Here is a 16,401-nt window from a genome sequence, read left to right as displayed (position 1 = left end):
CATCCGAAACGTTTCGGATCAACAGTAAGACATTCCTTGTTATGGAGATGTCTGATGTCTGATTCGCTGATTCACCTGCAAAGCGCCGGTGCCGATGTTGTCATTAAAACTCGCCCTTTCGCCGAAATTGTCTACTGGGGGCCGCATTTAAGCCACTTTTCGCCGCAGGATGCCGACAGCCTGACGCGACCGGTCGCCAATGGCCGCCTCGATGTCGATTCCCCGGTCACTTTAATGGCGGAACTGGGCCATGGTCTGTTTGGCGCGCCGGGCATTGAAGGCCATCGCCAGGGGCTGGATGCCTCGCCGATTTTCGCCACCAGCAAAGTGCGGCACGAGGGCCAGACGCTAACCCTGGTCAGCGAAGACCCGCATGCCGGCCTGCGTTTGTACAGCGAGATCGCATTGGATGCCAGCGGTGTGTTGAGCGTGCGCCATGGCGTGACCAATCTGCGCGTCAGCCCATGGCAGGTGGATCGCCTGGCGGTCACGCTGCCGGTCGCCGAACGCGCTCGTGAGGTAATGGCTTTCCATGGCCGCTGGATCCGCGAGTTTCAGCCTCACCGCCTGACCCTGGAGCACGACAGCTTTGTGCTGGAGAACCGCCGCGGGCGCACCTCTCACGAACATTTCCCGGCCCTGATCACCGGCAGCCACGCCTTTAGCGAGATGCAGGGTGAAGTCTGGGGCGTGCATCTGGCCTGGAGCGGTAATCATCGCCTGCGGGCGGAGGTGAAAACCGATGGCCGCCGCTATCTGCAGGCCGAGGCGCTCTATCTGCCGGGCGAAATGGCGCTGGCGGAAGGGGAAACCTTGTGGACGCCTTACCTGTATGCCAGCTACTCGGCGAACGGGCTGAACGGCATGAGCCAGCAGTTCCATCGTTATCTGCGCGAACGGATTATTCGCTTCCCGGGCAACAAGCCGCGCCCGGTGCATCTCAACACCTGGGAGGGGATCTATTTCGACCACGATCCGGACTACATCATGCGCATGGCGGATGAAGCGGCGGCCCTGGGCGTGGAGCGTTTTATCATTGACGACGGCTGGTTTAAAGGACGCAACGACGACTGGGCGGCGCTCGGCGACTGGTATCTCGATGAGAAAAAATACCCCCACGGCCTGACGCCGGTTATCAACCACGTGAAATCGCTGGGGATGGAGTTCGGTATCTGGGTGGAGCCTGAGATGATTAACCCGGATTCCGATCTGTATCGGGCACACCCTGATTGGGTGCTGGCGCTTCCGGGCTATACGCCGCTTCCCGGGCGTCATCAGTTTGTCCTGAACCTGAATATTCCGGAAGCCTTTGATTATCTGCTGGAGCGGATGAGCTGGCTGCTGGGCGAACACGCGGTGGACTACGTGAAATGGGATATGAACCGCGAGCTGGTGCAGCCGGGCCATAACGGCAAAGCCGCCGCCGATGCGCAGACTCGCCAGTTCTACCGCCTGCTGGATACGCTGGTGGCCCGCTTCCCGCATATTGAATTTGAATCCTGCTCCTCCGGCGGCGGTCGTATCGATTATGAAGTCCTCAAGCGCAGCCATCGCTTCTGGGCTTCTGACAACAATGACGCCCTTGAGCGCAACACCATCCAGCGCGGCATGAGCTACTTCTTCCCGCCGGAGGTGATGGGCGCGCATATCGGTAATCGCCACTGTCATGCCACCTTCCGCCAGCACAGTATCGCCTTCCGCGGCCTGACGGCGCTGTTCGGTCATATGGGGCTTGAGCTGGATCCGGTGAGCGCCGATGAAGAAGAGCGCGCCGGGTATAGGAAATACGCGGCTCTGCATAAGCAGTGGCGCGACGTGATCCATCACGGCGTGCAGTGGCGGATGGATATGCCGGACGCCACCACCCTTGCTCATGGCGTCGTCAGCCCGGATAAAGCGCAGGCGATTTTCCTCGTCAGCCAGCTGGCGATGCCGGACTACACCCTGATGGCGCCGCTACGCCTGGCGGGGTTGGAGGCGAGCGCCCGCTATCAGGTGACGCTCCTCGATCATCCGAACATTCAGATCACCGGCGAGGGCGGCCACACCATGCGGAAGCTGCCGGCATGGATGACGACGCCGCAGACGGTGAGCGGTGAGTGGCTACAGCAGGCGGGGCTGGCGCTGCCCATCCTCGACCCGGAAAGCGCCATTCTGATTGGCCTGCAACGCGTGTGATGGTATCGGGCCGCGTCGCGGCCCTTCTTGAGGAAAATATAATGAACCCGACCGTCTGTACCCACAAAAACAACCCCAACTTCTGGATTTTCGGGCTGTTCTTCTTTCTCTACTTCTTCATCATGGCCACCTGCTTTCCGTTTCTGCCGATCTGGCTGTCGGATGTTATCGGCCTGAATAAAACTGAAACCGGCCTCGTTTTCTCCAGCCTGTCGCTGTTCGCCATCTGTTTCCAGCCGGTTCTCGGGGTGATCTCAGACAAGCTGGGGCTGAAAAAACATCTGATGTGGATCGTGACCGTTCTGCTGGTGCTGATTGCTCCCTTCTTCCTCTATGTTTTCGCGCCGCTGCTGAAAACCAACATCTGGCTCGGGGCGCTGAGCGGCGGCGCCTATATCGGCTTTGTATTCTCCGCAGGCGCCGGCGCGATGGAGGCCTATATCGAACGGGTAAGCCGCAACAGCGGGTTTGAATACGGCAAGGCGCGCACCTTTGGTTGTCTGGGATGGGCGCTGTGCGCCACCACCGCCGGCATGCTGTTCAGCATTAATCCCGAATGGGTGTTCTGGATGGGGTCGGCCGCCGCGCTGCTGCTGGTGGTGCTGGTGGCTATCGCCAAACCGCAGGCCAGTCAGTCCGCGCAGGTAATGGACTCGCTCGGCGCCAATCGCCCGGCGATCGATTTAAAAACGGCGGTGCGCATGTTCCGTCAGCGGAAGATGTGGATGTTTATTCTGTATGTTATCGGCGTAGCCTGCGTGTATGACGTTTTCGATCAGCAGTTCGCCACCTTCTTCAAATCGTTCTTTGCGACCCCGGAAGCAGGCACCCGTGCCTTTGGTTTCGCCACCACCGCGGGAGAAATATGTAACGCCATCATTATGTTCAGCTCGCCGTGGATTATTAACCGCATCGGAGCGAAGAATACCCTGCTGATCGCCGGGATGGTGATGGCGGCCAGAATGATTGGCTCTTCCTTCGCCACCACCGCCGCGGAAGTGGTGGCGCTGAAGATGCTCCATGCGCTGGAAGTGCCGTTCCTGCTGGTGGGCGCCTTTAAATACATCACCGGCGTGTTTGATGTCCGGCTGTCGGCGACCATTTATCTGGTGGGCTTCCAGTTCGCCAAACAGGTGGCGGCGATCTTCCTCTCCGCCTTCGCCGGCAATATGTATGATCGGATCGGCTTCCAGGAGACCTATATGATCCTCGGCGGAATAGCCCTGACGGTCACCTTAATATCCGCGTTTACGTTAGCGGGCAAGGCGAAAAGTGAGCCGCTGCGCGATAATGCGATGACCGTTTAATTATCAACATTCCGTGGCACAGGGTGGTGCCTGACAGAGAAGGAAGATGTCATGATGGATATGAAAAAACGTATGAACAGCGGTGAGCTTTACCTGGATGCAGGATATGGCTTGCCGGAGCAGCGGCTGATGGGTAAAGCGCGGGCCTATGAATATAATCATTCGCATCCGTTTAATCAGGAATTGCGCAACGATATTATTCAGCGCATGTTCGCGAAAGTCGGCGAACAATGCTGGATAGAGCCGCCGATCAATATTGCCTATGGGATCCATACGACGATTGGTGACAATTTTTATGCCAATTTTAACCTCACGCTGGTCGACGATGCGGACATTATCATCGGCAATAACGTCATGTTTGCGCCAAATGTCACTATCTCCACCGCCGGGCATCCCATCCACCCCGCGCTGCGCCATACGCATCAACAGTTTTCATTACCGGTAGTGATTGAAGATGGGGTCTGGTTAGGCACGGGGGTGATTATTAATCCCGGGGTAACGATTGGCCAGAATTCAGTCATAGGCGCGGGCAGTGTGGTAAATCGCTCTATACCGGCGAATGTGGTTGCCGCTGGCGTACCTTGCCGGGTATTAAGAGAAATTACCGATGCGGATAAAGACAAATACGCACTTTTCCCCGGATGATGGACGAGAGAAACAGGGGAGCGTAAAGGATCGTGTCCCCTGTTTTGCATTATCGCCGTTGAACCGGCCTCCAGCCCGCATGGGGGGAGGCCGGGGAAGGTACTCTCCGGCGTCGCGGGGTTTCACGCCAGATAAAACACTTCTTTGAGCTCCGCGCTCAGCGGGCTGTTGTCCGGGTTGCTGGGCATCACCTCGCGCATGTATTTCCACCAGCGCTGGCACACTTCCGTGCTGGCGACCGCCTCCCAGCGGGCTTCCGACTCAATCTCCACCGTGGCGAACAGCAGGTTGCGCTCTTTATCGAGATAAATGGCGTAGTGGTGCGCGCCGTGCGTTTTCAGCACCGCCTCCAGCTCCGGCCAGATGGGGTTGTGGCGACGTGCATACTCCTCGTGCGCGTCAGGGTTCACCTGCATCACAAAGGCTTTGCGGATCATAATGCCTCCAGATAGAGCTCGCGTACCTCATCGCGGCTGGCGGGGCGCGGGTTACACGGCGCGCACGGGTCGGCCAGCGCTTTGTCCAGCCAGCCTTCGATATCGGCTTTGCTGACGCCAAGCTGGCTGAAGCCCTGGGGGATCCCTACGCGTTTGCTCAGCGCGCGAATGGCGTTGATGGCCTCCATGCTGGCGGCTTCATCGCTCATGCCGTGGGTATCGACACCCATCGCCTGCGCCACGCGGGCGAAGCGCGCCACCGCGTTCGGGCGGTTAAAGTTTTCGATGATCGGCAGCAGGATGGCGTTGCACACTCCGTGTGGCAGGTTGTGGGTGGCGCCAGGCTGATGGGCCAGGGCGTGTACCAGCCCGAGGCCGGCGCTGTTGAACGCCATGCCCGCCAGATACTGGCCAAAGGCCATCTGTTCGCGGGCCTGCAGATCGTGTCCCTCCTCTACCGCTTTTGGCAGCCACAGGTTGATCAGGCGGATGGCCTCGAGGGCGTTGGCGTCGGTGAGGGGATGGGCGCCAACGGAGACAAAGGCCTCGATGGCGTGGGTCAGGGCGTCCATGCCGGTGGCGGCGGTAACGGCTGGTGGGATGTCGAGCATCACGCTGGCGTCGTCGACGGCGATATCCGGGATCAGGTTCGGGTCGATAATCACCTCTTTTACCTGACGCTCGCTATCGATAATCACGGCGTTGCTGGTCATCTCCGCCGCCGTGCCGGCGGTGGTGTTGATGGCCACCAGCGGCACGCCAGCGTTTTTCACTTTGCCGACGCCGGAGTAGGCGGTGGAGGGGCCTTGGTTGGCGGTGAGGATTTTTATCGCTTTGGCGGTATCAATCGGGCTGCCGCCGCCGAAGGCGATCAGGTAATCGCAGCGGGCCGCCTGGTACGCCGCATAGCCTTGCTGCACCAGCGCTTCGGTGGGGTTGGGGAACACGTCGTCAAACAGCTGATAAGCCATCTGCTGTTCATCCAGCGCGGAAAACAGACTGTCCAGCAGGCCCAGCTTCACCAACTGGCCGTCGGTGACGATCAGCGCCTTGCCCCACTGTTTGCCCGCTACCAGCTTGACCATATCACCGATAGCGCCTGCGCCGTGGAGGCTGATTTTAGGTAGTGCCAACATAAAACTCATGATAATTCTCCTTAATGTTGATTTTGGGAAATCCGTTTCCCCTCACCCCGCCCTTCTCCCTTGGGAGAGGGCCAGGGCGAGGGGGAAATTAACATCGTCTTCGCTGCAGCATCCGCCGGGCCATAATCGGCAGGGAGATCACCACGATCAGCATCGCGCCGATAATCACCGACATCACGATGCCGGGTACGTTCAGCAGGCTCAGGCCGAAGGTCACCAGCCCCATCAGAAAGGCGGCGATGATCACCCCGGGCATGCTGCCGGAACCGCCAAGAATATTGACGCCGCCGAGCACCGCCATGGTGACAACCGCCAGCTCCCAGCCCATCGCCAAAGTGGGGCGGGTACTGCCGAGCCGTGAGGTCAACAGGATCGCCGCCAGCCCGGCCATCAGCCCGACCAGCGCGAACAGCGCGAGGTTATGTCGCTTCACGTTGATCCCGGAGTACCAGGCGCCGGTCGGGTTATTGCCGATGGCGTAGGTTCGGCGGCCAAAGTTGGTTTTATGCAGCAGGAAGGTGAAGGCAGCCGCGAGGAGGATAAACAGCGCAAACTCAAAAGAGAGCGCCCCCCACACGTACCCCTGGCCGAACCAGGCAAAGCTCTCCGGGTAGTGGTTGAGCGCCTGATCGCCCAGCAGGATATAGGTGATGCCGCGATACAGGCTCATGGTGCCGATGGTGATCACAATGGACGACAAGTTAAAGCGAGTCACCAGCAAGCCGTTGAACAGGCCGCACAGCAGACCTACGCCCAGGCCGATGACCACCAGCAGCGGGGTGCCCATCCCCGCTGCCGCGCAGAAGCCCATCACCGTTGAGCTGAGCGCCATCGTCGAGGCCACCGACAGATCGATTTCCCGGGCGATAATCAGCATCGCCATCGGCAGGACGACGATCGCCTTCTCGGTAAAGGTAAAGATCGCGTCCGAGAGGTTCCAGATATTGAGGAAGTACGGGGAAGCCACCGCGTTGCCGATAAATACCGCCAGGGTGACCGCCAGTAAAAACCCTTCCCAGCACAGCAGGCGGCGCAGCGGCGACGGCGCGGCCGGGGCGTTTTTCATCTCTTCAGATACCATCATCTTGCTCATGATTTTACCGCCTGTTTCTGTCGGGCTAACGCCGCGTTACGCAGGATTAACCGCCCGTGACCGCGATTGCCGCGCTCGTTAAGCAACACCGCCATGACGATCACCGCCCCGGAAATCGCCATTTGCCAGAACGGCGAGATGCCGACCACCGGCAGGGCATTATTGATGACCCCGAGGAACAGCGCGCCGCACAGGCAGCCCAGTACCCGTCCGCTTCCGCCCATGGTGCTGATACCGCCGATCACGCAGGCGGCGACCACCTGCAGCTCAAAGCCGTTCGCCACATCGACATAGGCGACGGCGAAGCGCGAGATCCACAGATAGCCGCAGAAGCCAGCCAGCGCGCCGGAGAGGCAGAAGCTGACGAACTGCATTTTCCCGGCGTTAATGCCGGTGTAATACGCCGCCGTCGCGTTGCCGCCCGCGGTATACAAGGCCCGGCCGGTGCGGCTGTAGCGCAGGAAGTAACCCACCAGCAGCAGCGCGGCGATGGCGCACCAGCTCAGCAGCGGCAATCCCAGGAGGGTGCTGCGCGGCAGACTGAGAAAATCAGCGCTCATCTGATGTGAGTTAACCCAGCCGCCGTCGGTCAGCAGGAAGATAATGCCGCGATAAATGCTCATGGTGCCCAGGGTCACCACGATGGCGGGAATGCCGAGGCGCCAGACCAGCAGGCCGTTAATCATCCCCATCAGCAGGCCCAGCAGGGTTGCCAGCGCCAGCAGCGCTACCACCGGAATACCCGGATTATGGGCATTGAGCAGGGCGACGATCATCCCGGTCAGCGCCAGGTTGGCGGCCATCGACAAATCGATGCCTTTGGTGAGCAGCACCATCATCTGTCCGAGGGCGAGAATGATAAGGATGGCAGTATCGTTAAACATCTCCACCAGATTACCCGGTGAAACGAACGACGGCGCCCGGCTGCCAATGGCGCCGATCATCAAAATGATGACCAGCGCCAGCAGCGCTTCGCGATGCTTCAGCCATGCGTGTCCCATCATGCTGCCTCCTGGCCGATGCCGCTGGCGGCGCTAACGATGGTTTCCGCCGTCGCTTCCCCGGCCCGGTACTCGGCGACCATCAGCCCTTCATGCATCACGATAATCCGGTCGGCCATGCCCATGACTTCCGGCAGCTCTGACGAGACCATAATCACCGCCAGCCCCTGGCTGACCAGCTCGGACATAAACTGATGCACAGCGGCTTTTGAGCCGATATCGATGCCTTTGGTCGGCTCATCGAGGATGATCACCTCGGGCTGGGTCGCCAGCCATTTGCCGATCACCACTTTCTGCTGGTTGCCGCCAGAGAGGGTCTCCACCGGCTGCCGCCAGCTGGAGGCTTTAACCTGCAGGCATGAGGCGTACTCGTCCGCCAGCCGCCATTCCCGGGCGTCGTTCAGGACGCCGTTAGGATTGAGCTTGCTCAGCTGCGGCAGACTGATGTTCTGGGCGATAGGCAGGGCGATGATCGCCCCCTGTTTCTGTCGCTCTTCCGGTACGCAGACGATGCCCGCGCGGATAGCGTCGGCGGGTTGGCGAAAGCGCATGGGGCTGCCGTTCAGTCGGATCTCGCCGGAGGAGGGATGCGTTACGCCGGAGAGCGCCTGCATCAGCTCGGTGCGTCCGGCGCCCACCAGGCCGTAAAAGCCGAGAATTTCTCCCTTGCGCAGGCTGAAGCTGATATCGGCAAACTCGGTAGGATGACAAAGATCGTTGACCTCCAGCACCGTTTCCCCTGGGGTACAGTCGACTTTCGGGTAGGTTTGGCTGATCGCCCGGCCCACCATCATCGACACCATCCGCTCTTCGGTAATATCGCTCATTATCCCGGAGCTGACGTACACCCCATCGCGCAGGATGGTGTAATAGTCGGCCAGCTCGAAAATTTCATCGAACTTATGCGAGATAAACAGGATCGCTTTGCCGTCCTGCTTCAGACGCTCAACGATGTGATAAAACTCCAGGATTTCATGCTGGGAAAGCGCGGCGGTCGGCTCATCGAGGATCACCGCCTGGGCGTCGAAAGCCAGCGCCCGGGCAATCGCCACCATGTGCCGCTGGGCGATGCTGAGCGTTTTTAACGTTGCCCGCGGGTCGATCTGGACTTCCAGCCGGGCGAGGATCTCACCAGCCCGGCGGTGCATCGCCGGCCAGTCGAGCGTTTTGAGCAGTCCCTTATACAGATACTGGCCGACGAAAATGTTTTCGCTGACCGAAAGTTCGTCAAACAGTATGGTTTCCTGGTGGATGGCGGTGATCCCCATCTTGTGCGCCGACTCCGGCGTCGGCAGATGAATGGGAATCGCTTTATAGAGGATCTCCCCCTCTTCGGGCTGATAAATACCGGTCATCACTTTGACCAGCGTGGATTTCCCCGCGCCGTTTTCGCCGATGAGGGCGGTCACTTTGCCGGGCCAGAGATCGAGCTGCACGTTCTCAAGGGCGCGCACACCGGGAAAAATCTTGGTGATCCCCTTCAGCGACAGCAGTGGCGTTGATGCTGACATGATAGTTCTCCGTAAAATCGCCCCTCACCCTAACCCTCTCCCCAAAGGGGAGAGGGAACGGTCTGGCGCCCGCAGGCCGCATTGCACAGAGGACCAGTCTTTCCCCCTCTCCCCAGGGGAGAGGGAACGGTCCGGCGCCCGCAGGCCGCATCGCGCAGAGGGCCAGCCATTCCCCCTCTCCCTCTGGGAGAGGGCCGGGGTGAGGGAACAAGGGTTAGAAAATTTTCGAGAACTTATCGATGTTGCTCGCATCGTAGACAAACGGCTCGGCCATCGCGCCATTCCCTTCGGCGTCCAGCTTCACTTTGCCCAGCTTGCCCATACTGGCTTCGGTTTTGGTCGCCGTGCCTTTGACTAAATCGTCGGCCAGATAGGTGGCGGCGTAACCGAGGTCAATCGGGTTCCAGATGGCGAAGCTTTTGCTGGCGCCAGACTTGATCGCGCCGGCCATTTCCGACGGCAGCCCCAGCCCGGTGACATAGACTTTGCCAATTTTTCCCTGGTCCTTCACCGCCTGCGCGGCGGCAACAATCCCCACCGATGACGGCGAAACAATGACTTTCAGGTCCGGATATGATTTCAGCAGGCCCACCGCTTCGCGGTAGCTTTTATCCGACAGATCGTCACCGTAGGCGACGGTCACCAGATTGACGGACGGATACTGCGGCAGCACCTTTTTCATCTCCTCAATCCAGATATTCTGGTTAGTGGAGGTCGGGGTGGCGCTTAACACCGCCACATCCCCCTTCTCCACGTTCAGCGCCTTCAGCGCATCGGCGGCGAGCTTGACGTTGGTCTCGCCAATTAAGGCGTTATTGGAAGGATTAAGATGGATCTGGCGGCCTGCCGGCGCCACGCCGGAGTCCCAGGAAACCACTTTGATGCCGCGCTGCATCGCTTTTTTCAGCACCGGCACCACCGCGTCCGGATCGTTGGCGGAAATGGCGATCGCATCCACCCCCTGGGCGATCAACCCGTTCAGCACATCGATCTGCGCTTCGGCGGTGGTGGTGGTCGGGCCGGTGTAGATCACTTTGACATCACCTAACTCTTTGGCGGCCTGTTGGGCGCCAACGTTGGCGGCTTCGAAGAAGCCATTTCCCAGCGATTTCGCCACGAGGGCGATTTTAACTTCTGCTAAGGCGGAACCGGACAACGCCAGGGCGGCAACGGTGAGGATCAAGCTTGTCTTTGTTTTCATTGCTTTTACTCCACATGAGTCAGTTTTGTAGGGTTTGCAGGTGAGGCTTCGCCCCGTCTCGGTGAGCGGGGCGCGATGTTGTTATGGATAAAGATCTAACGCGGACTGCAGCGGCTGGACGTTGAAGCGTTTGCCAAGAGCGATAAGCTCTTCGCGAGTGATGGTCTGCTTCATCCCGCCCATGGACAGGACTTTCACCAGCACTTCGGCGGACTTCTCGGCAGTGTCGATCAGGCCGAAGGTCTCATCCAGGGTTGGGCCGCTGCCGAAGACGCCGTGGAACGGCCACAGCACCAGCGAGTGTTTTTGCATGGTTTCCGCAGTCGCCTGGCCGATTTCATCGGTGCCTGGCACCATCCACGGCAGAATGCCGACGCCGTCCGGGAAGACCACCAGACATTCGGTGCTACCTTCCCACAGCTTGCGGGTGAACAGATCGCTGTGGTTCTCCAGGACGTAGGTCAGGGCGATCAGATTGGTGGCATGACAGTGCATGATCACCCGGTCCTTGCCGTCGGTCAGTTTGATGCGCTCGCTGTGCGACAGGAAGTGTGCCGGCAGCTCGGAGGTCGGCACCGCATCCTCCGTCAGACCCCACAGGATATGGTATCCCGCGCCGTCGCTGTCGACTTTCACCACGCCAAGGTTAGCGGCCGGGTCGAGCTGGACATTACGGAAGAATTTGCCGGAACCGGTGACGATAAACGGCTGGTTGGCCAGGGTTGGCATCGGCTGGCTGAGGGCGATATAGCGGGGTTTAGCGTGGAAATCCGCCGCGTAAGGTTCGATATCCGCCTCATCCAGACGCAGCGTCAGGTTGCCGCCGTTGCGCTCGTCCCAGCCTTTCAGCCAGGCGTCGGAGGTGGCTTTGATCATGCCCTGGACGAACCAGGCGTCGATAATGGTCTGCATAGTCTTGTCTTTCCTGTTAATCCGGTGGGGGTAGCCCCTCACCCTAACCCTCTCCCCACAGGGGAGAGGGAACGGTTCGGTGCGCTCTGACAACATCGCGCAGTTCGTAGCCCGGGTAAGGCGTCAGCCGCGACCCGGGGAAGCCCGTGTATTACCCGCGCTGGCTCAGAACCGCATTCTCATAAGCCCGCACGTTGTCCAGCCACTGGCTGCCCGCCGGCGTGTCGTGACGCTGGCAGTACATCTCCCAGATGGCCTGCCACGGCAGGGATTTTTGCTCTTCGAGTAGCGCCAGGCGGGCGGTGTAATCGCCGTCGTTCTCCAGCTGGCGCAGCTGGTTGGTCGGTTCCAGCAGGGCGCGCAGCAGCGCTTTTTTCATATTGCGGGTACCAATCACCCAGGCCGCGATGCGGTTGATGGAGGCATCGAAGAAGTCGAGGCCGATGTGCACGCGGTCAAACAGGTTATGGCGAATGATTTCGCTGGCGATGGCCTGAGTCTCATCATCCAGCAGCACCACGTGGTCGCTGTCCCAGCGCACCGGGCGGCTGACGTGCAGCAGCAGGCGCGGGATGTAGAGCATGGCGGCGGAGATCTTGTCGGAGATGACCTCCGTCGGGTGGAAGTGGCCGGCATCCAGGCACAGCGCCGTCTGGCGGCTGGTGGCGTAGCCCATATAGAACTCGTTGGAGCCGACGGTGTAGCTTTCGGCGCCGATACCGAACAGCTTGCTCTCGACGGCGTCAATGTGGTGCGCCGGGTCGAATTTTTCGCTGATGACTTCATCCAGCGCGTTCAGCAGCCGCTGGCGCGGCGCGAAGCGGTCAACGGTAATGTCCTTCATGCCGTCCGGCACCCAGATATTCATCACTGACGGGGTGCCCAGCTGCTCGCCAAAATAAGCGGATACGCGGCGGCTGGCTTTGCAGTGGTCGATCCAGAACTGGCGGATCTCATCGTTGGCATGCGACAGGGTAAAGCCGTCGGCGCTCAGCGGATGCGAGAAGCAGGAGGGGTTGAAATCCAGCCCCAGTTTGTTGGCTTTCGCCCACTCGACCCAGTTTTTAAAGTGCTCCGGCTTTATCTCATTGCGCGCCACCGGCGCGTCGGCTTCCAGATAAATAGCGTGCAGGTTGAGACGTTTTGGCCCCGGAATCAGGCTCAGCGCCTGCTCAAGGTCGGCGCGTAGCTCCTGAGCATTGCGCGCTTTGCCCGGGTAATTGCCGGTGGCCTGGATGCCGCCGGTCAGGCTTCCCGCCGGGTTTTCGAAACCGGCGACGTCGTCACCCTGCCAGCAGTGCATGGAGACGGGCAGACGGTCCAGCTGGCGCAGGGCCTCCTCGACATCCACGCCGACGGCGGCGTAGCGCTGCTTAGCAATTTCCCAGGCTTGTTCAAGTTGAGTGGTCATGCGCAAAGCTCCTTGGTCTGTTGTGGCTGAAACTGCGCCACGAAACGGGCAATTTCACTATCAGGATTGGGGGTAAAGGCGGTGAGGGACGCATTGCCGCGCACCACCTGACGAAACTCATCGACGCTGGCCAGCTCGTCGAGGGTCATTAACTGGATGCCGATATTGCCGAGGGTGGAGGCCTCTGTCGGGCCGGCCACGACGGCGATCCCGCAGGCGTCGGCGCACAGCTGGTTGAGCAGTTCGTTCTGGCAGCCGCCGCCGACGATATGCAGCTGGCTGAAGGGCTGGCCGCGCAGCGCCGCCAGCTCGTTAAGCACCCGGGCGTAGAGCAGCGCCAGGCTGTCGAAAATGCAGCGCGCCAGTTCGGCGTCGCTGTGAGGAACCGGCTGGCCGGATCCGCGGCAGGCGGCCTGGATCTCGGCGCTCATACTGGCCGGGTTGATAAAGCGGTCGTCATTGCAGTCAATGATGAAGCGACACGCCGGCAGCGCGGCAGCGCGGGCGATCAGCCCCTGCAGGTCGCTGACGTTTTGTTCTTTCAGCACCCGCTGCAGCAGCCACAGGCCCATGATATTTTTCAGCACCCGATAGCGGCCTTCGGCTCCGCCTTCGTTGGTGATATTGGCCTGCAGCGCCGCGTCGCAGGTGTAAGGGGTCAGGCTTTCAAACCCCATCAGCGACCAGGTGCCGGAGGAGAGATAGGCGGCGTGGCGGTCGGCCAGCGGGGAGGCGATCACCGCGCTGGCGGTGTCGTGACTGGCGACGGCGACCACCGGAATACGGTTGCCTTGCGGGCAGATCCAGTGGCCTGTCACATTGCCGGGATGCGTCGGGGTGCCAAACCACTCGCGCGGCGCGCCGGTCCAGTTCAGCAGCGTCTCATCCCAGTTATCGCTGTGGATGTTGACCAGCTGGGTGGTGGTGGCGTTGGTATATTCCCAGTTCAGATTGCCGGTCAGGCGGAAGCTGAAATAGTCGGGGATCAGCAGGGCATGGGCGGCCTGACTGACCAGCTCCGGCTGCTGTTCCACCAGGGCGCGCAGCTGATAAAGGGTGTTAAACGGCAGAAACTGAATGCCACTGCGGCGATAGATCTCCGCCCGGCCCAGCTGTTCTTCAGCGTGACGTAGCAGGCCCTGGGTGCGATCGTCACGATAGGAGACCGGCAGCCCGACGCGCTGACCCTGCTTATCCAGCAGGACATAATCCACGCCCCAGGTATCGATGCCGATGCTGTCGATCAGGATGCCCTGCTCACACACTTTCTCCAGCCCGCGGCGGATCTCGCCTTCGAGGCTATCGAGATCCCAGCAGTCGAAGCCATCGACCTTCTGCAGGCTGTTGGTGAAGCGATGAATTTCACGCAGCGTCAGGGCGCGCGGCCCGGACTGATAGCTGGCGAGCATGACCCGCCCGCTGGAGGCGCCTAAATCGACGGCGACACAATGACGAATACTCATGGAAAGACCCTTCTTAAAATCATTGTCCGCAGTCTAAAAAAGGGCGCTGACTCACACCTTCTCGCTACGGACAGCCGAAACTGGCCGCTGGCAAGAAAGCAAAGGTGACCGTGAGGAAAATCACAAATTGCGGTTTTGGGCGGTGGTGAGGAGGATGTGATGGGGTCCGCAGTTCCGCATCTTTCCGGCTGATTCTTGAAAAAGCGGCAGGATTTACGAATTTCGCGGTCAAAAATTGAAGGCCGGATAGCCAACCCTTCATTACTATCAGCCGGTGACTGATAATTTTTCTCATTACGAGGGTGGCATCATGACCATATTGCACAGTACGGATTTCTTTAAGGCCGGGATCTCGACGGTGGCTATTGAACCCCGCCTCCCTCAGTCGGCCTTTCCTGAACATCACCATGATTTTCATGAAATTGTCATCGTGGAGCAGGGTACGGGCATTCACGTCTTCAATGGCCAGCCCTATACCATCGGCGGCGGCTCGGTCTGCTTTATTCGCGATCACGACCGGCATCTTTACGAGCACACGGACAATCTGTGTCTGACCAACGTGCTTTATCGCGCGCCGGATGCGTTTCGGTTTCTCGCCGGGGTCAGCCAGCTGTTGCCCCAGGAGCAGGAGGGCAACTACCCGTCGCACTGGCGGGTGAACCAGACGGTTCTGCAGCAGGTGCGGCATATCGTGGCGCAGATGGAGGCCATGGGGAGCGAAACGGATACCCATGCCGTCGCCAGCCGTGAGATCCTGTTTATGCAGCTATTGGTGCTGCTGCGGAAAAGCAGCCTTGCGGAAGAGGCCACCAACAACGATGCGCGGCTGAATCAGCTGCTGGCCTGGCTGGAAGACCATTTTGCGCAGGAGATCTGCTGGGAGGAGGTGGCGGCGCAGTTTTCGCTGTCGCTGCGTACACTACACCGTCAGCTGAAGCAGCAGACCGGCCTGACGCCGCAGCGCTATCTCAATCGGGTGCGCCTGATGAAAGCCCGCCACCTGCTGCGCCACAGCGATGAAAGCGTAACGGATATCGCCTATCGCTGCGGATTCGGCGACAGTAACCACTTTTCGACGCTTTTTCGCCGCGAGTTTTCCTGGTCGCCACGCGATATCCGCCAGGGGCGCGACGCTATTCTTCAGTAACGCGAGAGGAGTCAACGTATTGCGGAGCAAAAACGCGAATAATGCGCCGTTATCCGCGTTAGGAGTGTGAGCCGTGGCCGGTTTGATTCTACGTAAAGAGGAATTTTTCCCTTCCGCCACGCAGGCGGTGGCGGTGGCTGACCGCTACCCGCAAAACGTCTTCGCTGAACACACCCATGAGTTCTGCGAGCTGGTGCTGGTGTGGCGGGGCAACGGGCTGCATGTTCTCAACGACCGTCCCTGGCGCATTACCCGCGGCGATCTGTTCTATATTCGCGCCGAAGATAAACACTCCTATACTTCCGTTAACGATCTGGTTCTGCAGAACATCATCTATTGCCCGGAGCGGCTGCAGCTCAATTTCGACTGGGCGGGGGCGATCCCTGGCCTCTTCGGCACCCCGTGGAAGCCCCACTGGCGCATGGGCAGCACCGGTATGGCGCAGGCGCGTCAGGTGATTAGTCAGCTTGAGCATGAGTGTTCCCGGCACGATGCGCAGGGGAATGCGATGGCCGAGCTGTTGTTTGCTCAGCTGGCGCTGACCCTCCAGCGGCATCGCTACGCGACAGATAATCTGGCGGCGACGCAGCGCGAAGCGCTGTTGGACAAACTGCTGGCCGCGCTGGCGGCCAGCCTGAGCCGCCCCTTTGTCCTGGAGCGTTTCTGCGAGCAGGAGGGCGGCAGCGAGCGGGCGCTACGTCAGCAGTTTCGCCAGCAAACCGGGATGACCATCAATCACTATTTACGCCAGCTGCGGATCTGCCATGCGCAGTATCTGTTGCAGCATACCGAGCGCTTAATCGGCGATATCGCCATGCAGTGCGGCTTTGAGGACAGTAACTACTTTTCGGTGGTGTTCAGCCGGGAAATCGGCATGTCGCCGGGGCAGTGGCGGCAGCGCAGTCGCGCCGCCGCCTGAAGCGCGTCTTTGTCAGGCAAATGCTCCGGTG

14 protein-coding genes are annotated in these 16,401 nt (G+C 60.1%); 5 read left to right on the top strand and 9 right to left on the bottom strand.

Annotated features, from left to right (window positions below; all coding sequences use genetic code 11):
* Positions 1-54: 54 nt before the first annotated feature.
* Genes KHQ24_RS21315 through KHQ24_RS21305 form a run of 3 tightly spaced genes read left to right on the top strand, consistent with a single transcriptional unit; the run spans position 55 to position 4,130 of the window.
* Positions 55-2,178, top strand: coding sequence for an alpha-galactosidase (locus KHQ24_RS21315; RefSeq protein ID WP_211777455.1), 2,124 nt, complete (start codon positions 55-57; stop codon positions 2,176-2,178).
* Positions 2,179-2,219: 41 nt separating this feature from the next.
* Positions 2,220-3,485, top strand: coding sequence for an MFS transporter (locus tag KHQ24_RS21310; protein ID WP_004203654.1), 1,266 nt, complete (start codon positions 2,220-2,222; stop codon positions 3,483-3,485).
* Positions 3,486-3,536: 51 nt separating this feature from the next.
* Positions 3,537-4,130 (top strand): maltose acetyltransferase domain-containing protein, encoded by a 594-nt coding sequence (locus KHQ24_RS21305; RefSeq protein WP_017899831.1) that lies wholly within the window; start codon positions 3,537-3,539, stop codon positions 4,128-4,130.
* A gap of 122 nt (positions 4,131-4,252) precedes the next feature.
* Here the strand turns inward: KHQ24_RS21305 and rhaM are convergent, their stop codons facing one another.
* From rhaM to rhaB, 9 genes are all read right to left on the bottom strand, one after another.
* Complete coding sequence (gene rhaM / locus KHQ24_RS21300; protein ID WP_017899830.1) at positions 4,253-4,567, bottom strand: L-rhamnose mutarotase; 315 nt, start codon at positions 4,565-4,567, stop codon at positions 4,253-4,255.
* The gene (gene fucO / locus KHQ24_RS21295; protein WP_211777454.1) at positions 4,564-5,712 is read right to left on the bottom strand and encodes a lactaldehyde reductase; all 1,149 of its coding nucleotides are present in this window, start codon (positions 5,710-5,712) and stop codon (positions 4,564-4,566) included. The genes rhaM and fucO overlap by 4 nt, the downstream gene beginning before the upstream one ends.
* A gap of 88 nt (positions 5,713-5,800) precedes the next feature.
* A complete protein-coding gene (locus KHQ24_RS21290; protein ID WP_211777453.1) occupies positions 5,801-6,805 on the bottom strand; it encodes an ABC transporter permease in 1,005 nt (334 codons plus the stop codon).
* A complete protein-coding gene (locus KHQ24_RS21285; RefSeq protein ID WP_200983557.1) occupies positions 6,802-7,809 on the bottom strand; it encodes an ABC transporter permease in 1,008 nt (335 codons plus the stop codon). Before KHQ24_RS21285 ends, KHQ24_RS21290 begins: the two co-directional genes overlap by 4 nt.
* Positions 7,806-9,317, bottom strand: a complete 1,512-nt coding sequence (locus KHQ24_RS21280) for a sugar ABC transporter ATP-binding protein (RefSeq protein WP_211777452.1) — start codon at positions 9,315-9,317, stop codon at positions 7,806-7,808. Before KHQ24_RS21280 ends, KHQ24_RS21285 begins: the two co-directional genes overlap by 4 nt.
* A 214-nt stretch (positions 9,318-9,531) precedes the next feature.
* Positions 9,532-10,518 (bottom strand): rhamnose ABC transporter substrate-binding protein, encoded by a 987-nt coding sequence (gene rhaS, locus KHQ24_RS21275; protein ID WP_004203661.1) that lies wholly within the window; start codon positions 10,516-10,518, stop codon positions 9,532-9,534.
* 81 nt (positions 10,519-10,599) lie between these two features.
* Positions 10,600-11,430, bottom strand: coding sequence for a rhamnulose-1-phosphate aldolase (gene rhaD, locus KHQ24_RS21270; RefSeq protein ID WP_004203662.1), 831 nt, complete (start codon positions 11,428-11,430; stop codon positions 10,600-10,602).
* A 151-nt stretch (positions 11,431-11,581) separates the two neighbouring features.
* A complete protein-coding gene (locus KHQ24_RS21265; protein WP_004203663.1) occupies positions 11,582-12,841 on the bottom strand; it encodes an L-rhamnose isomerase in 1,260 nt (419 codons plus the stop codon).
* Positions 12,838-14,304 (bottom strand): rhamnulokinase, encoded by a 1,467-nt coding sequence (gene rhaB, locus KHQ24_RS21260; RefSeq protein ID WP_211777451.1) that lies wholly within the window; start codon positions 14,302-14,304, stop codon positions 12,838-12,840. The genes KHQ24_RS21265 and rhaB overlap by 4 nt, the downstream gene beginning before the upstream one ends.
* 310 nt (positions 14,305-14,614) lie before the next feature.
* On the opposite strand from rhaB, the gene rhaS (KHQ24_RS21255) reads away from it, so the two are divergent.
* Positions 14,615-15,451, top strand: coding sequence for an HTH-type transcriptional activator RhaS (gene rhaS, locus KHQ24_RS21255; protein ID WP_004203665.1), 837 nt, complete (start codon positions 14,615-14,617; stop codon positions 15,449-15,451).
* A gap of 73 nt (positions 15,452-15,524) precedes the next feature.
* Entirely contained in the window at positions 15,525-16,370 is an 846-nt protein-coding gene (rhaR, locus tag KHQ24_RS21250; protein ID WP_211777450.1) for an HTH-type transcriptional activator RhaR, read from the top strand.
* Positions 16,371-16,401 lie beyond the last annotated feature (31 nt).

It is taken from the genome of Klebsiella sp. 54, from assembly GCF_018223875.1.
Lineage (GTDB): Bacteria > Pseudomonadota > Gammaproteobacteria > Enterobacterales > Enterobacteriaceae > Klebsiella > Klebsiella quasipneumoniae.
Note: the sequence above shows the minus strand (reverse complement) of the source record. Positions and strands in the feature narration are given on the sequence as shown.